Here is a 6,323-nt window from a genome sequence, read left to right as displayed (position 1 = left end):
CAAGCTTGCACGGGTGGTATTTGCTCTGTTGAAAAACCAGAGCGAATACTCACCCAAAGGCGTTTAGGGGCTAGGCATGAACCATAGAATCTCCCACAATTGAAATGCATTCCAGTAGTTGAAATGCATTCCCCTGTGGGAGCTGGCTTGCCAGCGATGGCGGTGAGTCAGTCACACCGATACTGGATGGGCCGACGTCATCGCTGGCAAGCCAGCTCCCACAGGATCCGCTGATGCCTCGGATCTGTATTCCACACCGATTACTGAGCGGAGCCTGCTCGCGAAGCTTTTGATGTTCAGGCGCCGAAGGCGTCCTTGAGGAACCCGGGGGCGATGTAGCGCTGATAATGCGCTTCCGACAGCAGGAAGAATTCCCGATCAATGGCATCGCGCAGTTCCGGCAGGTTCCAGTCGCGAAACTCCGGCAGCAAAACCATCCCGTACGCTTCCAGATTAACGATCACCCGCGCGCCGCGGGCAATCAGCTGATAGGCCCAGCAATATTCCGACTGATGCGGCACGAAGCGGATCTTGCGCTGTTCCAGCTGTTCGCGCAGGCGCGCCGGGTCGAAGATCTCGACCTTGCTTGCCATCACTTGAGACAGCAATTGCTCCAGACGCAGCCACACCGCGCGCTTCTGCTCTTCGTCATAACCATTCCAGTGGATCACTTCGTGGTGGAAACGCTTGCAGCCACGGCAGACCAAGTCACCGTAAACAGTGGAGCAGAGGCCGACGCAGGGAGTCTTGATGGTCTGATTGGGCATAAGGTAGGCAAGGCACTGAAACGCGGAACAGACCGGCATGTTAGCCCTTTGTCAGCCATTGATCACCCCTCAGACGTCAGGGTTACAGCCACGCTGGAACTTCGCCGCAAGCGCGCCCATTGCCACGAAAGTCCAATAGAGCGCGACTTACCTTTAAATTTTTTTTGCCGTAGAATCAGCCAGCCTTTTAAGGCGCCAATGTCCGTTAGAAGCTGTTTTCAAAGCGTCACGAGCACAGTCGTTCCTTCAGAGCGGTGTTGGCGAAGGGTTTTTCCAGCGGGGAAAAGCCCAACGCCAACCCTCATCAGCTCCCCGTTCTGCAGGCGTAAAACTTTGAAAGCAGCTTCTGTAAGGAATGCCCGGTAATTCTGGCCAAGTGGCCCACAACGCCACGCAGCGCATGAGTACGAGCATTTCGCGACGAGCGTCCCGGACACCCATTTGGGACCACTGATGAGGGTAATAACTGTGCTTGAAGCCTACCGCAAACATATCGAAGAGCGTGCAGCCCTGGGTATCGTTCCCCAGCCGCTTAACGCCGAACAAACAGCAGGCCTGATCGAGCTGCTGAAAAACCCTCCGGCTGGCGAAGAAGCTTTCCTCGTTGACCTGATCACCAACCGCGTACCGCCTGGAGTGGACGAAGCCGCCTACGTCAAGGCCGGCTTCCTGTCTGCACTGGCCAAGGGCGAAGCCTCCTCCCCTCTGCTGGACAAGAAACGCGCTGTCGAACTGCTCGGCACCATGCAGGGCGGCTACAACATCGTCACCCTCGTTGAACTGCTGGACGACGCCACGCTGGCGCCAGTCGCCGCCGAAGAACTCAAGCACACCCTGCTGATGTTCGACGCCTTCCACGATGTGGCTGAAAAAGCCAAGAACGGCAACGTTCACGCCAAGGCCGTGCTGCAATCCTGGGCTGATGGCGAGTGGTTCAAGAAGCGCCCGGTGCTGGCCGACAAGATCAGCCTGCGCGTATTCAAGGTCACCGGCGAAACCAACACCGACGACCTCTCCCCTGCGCCAGACGCCTGGTCGCGTCCAGACATCCCGCTGCACGCCCTGGCCATGCTGAAAATGGCCCGTGACGGCATCGTTCCGGACGAGCAAGGCAAGACCGGCCCGATGAAGCAGATCGAAGAAATGCGCGGCCAGGGCTTCCCGATCGCCTACGTCGGTGACGTGGTCGGTACCGGTTCTTCGCGTAAATCGGCCACCAACTCGGTGCTGTGGTTCTTCGGCGACGACATCCCGTACGTGCCGAACAAGCGCGCTGGCGGTTTCTGCTTCGGCAGCAAGATCGCTCCGATCTTCTACAACACCATGGAAGATGCCGGCGCACTGCCAATCGAGTTCGACGTGTCGAACATGAACATGGGCGACGTGATCGACCTGTACCCGCACGCTGGCAAAGTCTGCAAGCACGGTACCGACGAAGTCATCACCACCTTCGAAATGAAAACTCCGGTGCTGCTGGACGAAGTCCGTGCCGGCGGTCGTATCCCGCTGATCATCGGCCGTGGCCTGACCGAGAAGGCTCGCGCCGAACTGGGTCTGCCGGCTTTCGATCTGTTCAAGAAGCCTGAAGCTCCGGCTGAAAGCACCAAGGGTTTCACCCTGGCGCAGAAAATGGTCGGCAAGGCCTGCGGTCTGGCGGAAGGCCAAGGCGTTCGTCCTGGCACTTACTGCGAACCGAAGATGACCACCGTGGGCTCTCAGGACACCACTGGTCCCATGACCCGTGACGAACTGAAAGACCTGGCGTGCCTGGGCTTCTCCGCTGATCTGGTGATGCAGTCGTTCTGCCACACCGCGGCCTATCCAAAGCCGATCGACGTGACCACCCACCACACCCTGCCTGACTTCATCATGACCCGCGGCGGCGTTTCCCTGCGTCCGGGCGACGGCATCATCCACTCGTGGCTGAACCGCATGCTTCTGCCGGACACCGTCGGTACCGGTGGTGACTCGCACACCCGTTTCCCGATGGGCATTTCGTTCCCGGCCGGTTCCGGTCTGGTGGCGTTCGCTGCAGCCACCGGCGTCATGCCGCTGGACATGCCGGAATCGATCCTGGTGCGCTTCAAAGGCAAGATGAAACCAGGCATCACCCTGCGTGACCTGGTTCATGCCATTCCTTACTTCGCCATCCAGAACGGTCTGCTGACCGTCGAGAAGAAAGGCAAGAAAAACGCCTTCTCCGGCCGCATCCTGGAAATCGAAGGCCTGGAAGGTCTGACCCTGGAGCAGGCGTTCGAACTGTCCGACGCCTCCGCCGAACGTTCGGCTGCCGGTTGCACCATCAAGCTGTCGAAAGAGTCGATCACCGAGTACCTGCAGTCCAACATCACCCTGCTGCGCTGGATGATCGGCGAAGGCTACGGCGATGCGCGTACCCTGGAACGTCGCGCTCAAGCGATGGAAGCCTGGATCGCCAACCCTGAACTGATGGAAGCCGATGCCGACGCCGAATACGCCGAAGTCATCGAAATCGATCTGGCCGAGATCAACGAGCCTGTACTCTGCGCGCCAAACGATCCGGACGACGCCCGTCTGCTGTCCAGCGTTGCTGGCGAGAAGATCGACGAAGTGTTCATCGGTTCGTGCATGACCAACATCGGTCACTTCCGCGCTGCCGGTAAACTGCTGGAGCAGGTCAAGGGTCAGCTGCCAACCCGTCTGTGGCTGTCGCCGCCGACCAAGATGGACGCTCATCAACTGACCGAAGAAGGCTACTACGGCATCTACGGCAAGGCCGGCGCACGCATGGAAATGCCAGGCTGCTCGCTGTGCATGGGTAACCAGGCACGCGTTGAGCCGAACAGCACTGTGGTCTCGACTTCCACGCGTAACTTCCCGAACCGTCTGGGCGACGGCGCGAACGTCTACCTGGCCTCGGCCGAGCTGGCGTCCGTTGCTTCGATCCTGGGTCGCCTGCCGACCGTCGAGGAGTACATGGAATACGCTGGCAAGATCGACAGCATGGCGGCCGATGTCTACCGCTACCTGTCCTTCGACCAGATCGCCGAGTTCCGCGAAGCCGCTGCGAACGCCAAGATCCCGGTCGTTCAAGCCTAACGCTGCAAGGCAATAAAAAAACGCCGCCCATCGTGAGATGAGCGGCGTTTTTTTATGCCTGATCGAGGGTGGTTGCCTGTTCGGGCCTCATCGCTGGCAAGCCAGCTCCCACACAGGTTTATGGCGTTCCAAGAGGGTGAGTTTTACACATGACCCTGTGGGAGCTGGCTTGCCAGCGATGGCGGAGTGTCCGTCGACATCATTGTTGATGACTCACCGCTCGCGAGCATGCTCAGCTCCCGAGCCAAAAAAAACCGCTGTACCCGGGCAGGCACAGCGGTTCTTATCGATTGAAGCCGCGTTACATCGCCAGTTTGTAAACCAGCGCCGAAATAGCCACCAGTCCAACAGCCGTTACAAACACGTTCGACGCCTGCCCACGATAACGCGCCATGGCCGGCACTTTGCGAATCGCATACATCGGCATGAGGAACAGAATCGCCGCGATCACCGGGCCGCCAATCGTCTCGATCATCCCCAGAATGCTTGGGTTCAGCGTCGCCACGATCCAGCAGATCACCAGCATGAGCGCCGCGACGATGCGATCCAGTGCCTTGGCCCCGGGACGCTTGCCGCTCTTGACGATCAAACCTTTCAGACCTTCGCTGGCACCGATGTAGTGGCCGAGGAACGACTTGGAGATCGCCACAAAGGCAATCAACGGCGCTGCAAAAGCGATGGTCGGGTTACTGAAATGATTGGCCAGGTACGACAGGATCGACAGGTTTTGCGCCTTGGCCTCAGCCAGTTGCTCCGGCGACAGCGTCAGCACGCAACTGAACACGAAGAACATCACCATCAACACCATCAATGCATGGGCGCGCGACAGTATCTGCGAACTGCGCTCCTCTGCGTGCTGGCCGTAGCGTCGTTTCTGGTCGACCGCAAATGCCGAGATGATCGGCGAATGGTTGAATGAGAACACCATCACCGTAATCGCCAGCCACAGGGTACGCAACAGCTCAGACGGTGCTGGTACATGCGAAGCGGTGGCGAGAATGCCGCCGTTCCAGTGTGGGATCAGGTACACCGCTAGAAACAGCAGCGCAACGATAAACGGGTAGACCATCAGGCTCATCGCCTTGACGATCGCTTGCTCGCCGCAGCGCACCACCGCGAGCAAACCGAGGATCAGCACGAACGACAGCAGTGCCCGTGGCGGCGGCGTGATGTGCAGTTGGTGTTCGAGGAAACTGGCGACCGTGTTGGTCAGGCCAACGCTGTAGATCAGCAGGATGGGGAAGATGGCGAAGAAGTACAGCAACGTGATCAGTGCGCCGGCCTTGATGCCGAAATGCTGCTCGACCACCTCGGTGATGTCGGCGCCTTCACGACCGGACAACACGAACCGCGTCAGGCCACGGTGCGCATAGAACGTCATCGGGAACGCCAGCAGCGCGAGGATCACCAGCGGCCAGAAGCCCCCCAGACCCGCGTTGATCGGCAGGAACAGGGTGCCGGCGCCAATGGCCGTCCCGAACAGTCCCAACATCCAGGTGGTGTCCTGGCGATTCCAGCTCGAAAGTTCAGCGGGTGCTGCTGCATCAAAGCGCTCTTCGACGCTATTGGCCTGATCATTCATCCGGTCGGATCTCCGCATTCCGGTCACTTGCCACTCGGTCAGGACGCGTCGGAAAAAACCGACAGACATGCTCCGGCCGAAACAGGGGCGGGATTCTCCGTGATAAATCAACAGAAGCAAAGACTTAGCTGAGGAATGGTTGTGCGGTGCAGATCTGGTCGGCGTCGTTTTCAGCGCAACAATGTCGTTAATAGAGATGAACGATGTCGTTTACGAAACGCCCCAACGATTATCATTACATCTCAAACGAATCGAACCAGCACCAATGCGAAGGCGATACCGATCGCAGCGATCAGCATTCCCACACCAAAAAGAACAATTGTTTCCCGCATCTCAGCCTTGTGAAAAGGCTTCATGGCTTCTCTGAAATCAAACTCATCCTGGTACAGCTTTTCAATCCTGGCTTTTCGTTGTTCCGAGTTCATACTGGCCCCTTATCTGGGTCGGTTGGTCGCTACGTGGTTCTGTCGACTATCACTTACGGTTTGAGGAAAAAGCCGAACAAAGTGGTGAGCGCAGCCAGAGCGGCAGCGCCGGCCACAAGGGGATAAAAGAACGTCTCCCTTTTCAACTTCGCCTCCTCCGCCAGCAGTTTGCGTCTCTCCGCCCCAAGTTTCTGTGCTTCCGTTTGTAGCTTTTCAATTTCTGCGCTTTCGCGATCATCAACAAACATGCGCCGTCCCTGGCTTTTTGCGGTATGCGCCTGAGCGCTATAGCGTCGATCGGCGTCGCGCCTTATGCCACTCATCATTTCGGTTTTACCCCCTGCCGGCTAGCAGACGGTTCTGCCCGCTACGTAGGCAAAATCCGGGCATTCTGTAATCCAGCTCATACGCGAAATCCCTCATATTCCAGACCAAACACCCTGCCAATGTCGCGCGCTTGATCTAGTGTCA

5 protein-coding genes are annotated in these 6,323 nt (G+C 58.3%); 1 reads left to right on the top strand and 4 read right to left on the bottom strand.

The window, feature by feature from the left end; translation table 11 throughout:
• Positions 1 to 296: 296 nt before the first annotated feature.
• Complete coding sequence (locus ACYYKW_RS22940; protein ID WP_093106831.1) at positions 297 to 767, bottom strand: DUF1289 domain-containing protein; 471 nt, start codon at positions 765 to 767, stop codon at positions 297 to 299.
• A 468-nt stretch (positions 768 to 1,235) separates the two neighbouring features.
• Here ACYYKW_RS22940 and acnB point away from each other — a divergent pair, with 468 nt between their 5' ends.
• Positions 1,236 to 3,845 (top strand): bifunctional aconitate hydratase 2/2-methylisocitrate dehydratase, encoded by a 2,610-nt coding sequence (gene acnB, locus ACYYKW_RS22935; RefSeq protein WP_093102518.1) that lies wholly within the window; start codon positions 1,236 to 1,238, stop codon positions 3,843 to 3,845.
• A gap of 301 nt (positions 3,846 to 4,146) precedes the next feature.
• Here the strand turns inward: acnB and ACYYKW_RS22930 are convergent, their stop codons facing one another.
• From ACYYKW_RS22930 to ACYYKW_RS22920, 3 genes are all read right to left on the bottom strand, one after another.
• The gene (locus tag ACYYKW_RS22930; protein WP_464991237.1) at positions 4,147 to 5,427 is read right to left on the bottom strand and encodes an HAAAP family serine/threonine permease; all 1,281 of its coding nucleotides are present in this window, start codon (positions 5,425 to 5,427) and stop codon (positions 4,147 to 4,149) included.
• Positions 5,428 to 5,669: 242 nt separating this feature from the next.
• Positions 5,670 to 5,852, bottom strand: coding sequence for a hypothetical protein (locus tag ACYYKW_RS22925; protein ID WP_090282791.1), 183 nt, complete (start codon positions 5,850 to 5,852; stop codon positions 5,670 to 5,672).
• Positions 5,853 to 5,905: 53 nt separating this feature from the next.
• Positions 5,906 to 6,100: a hypothetical protein gene (locus ACYYKW_RS22920; RefSeq protein WP_394503545.1), complete on the bottom strand. Its 195-nt coding sequence runs from the start codon at positions 6,098 to 6,100 to the stop codon at positions 5,906 to 5,908.
• Between the last annotated feature and the right edge of the window lie 223 nt (positions 6,101 to 6,323).

It is taken from the genome of Pseudomonas sp. 15C, from assembly GCF_055484735.1.
This window is presented reverse-complemented; position numbering and strand designations above follow the sequence as displayed.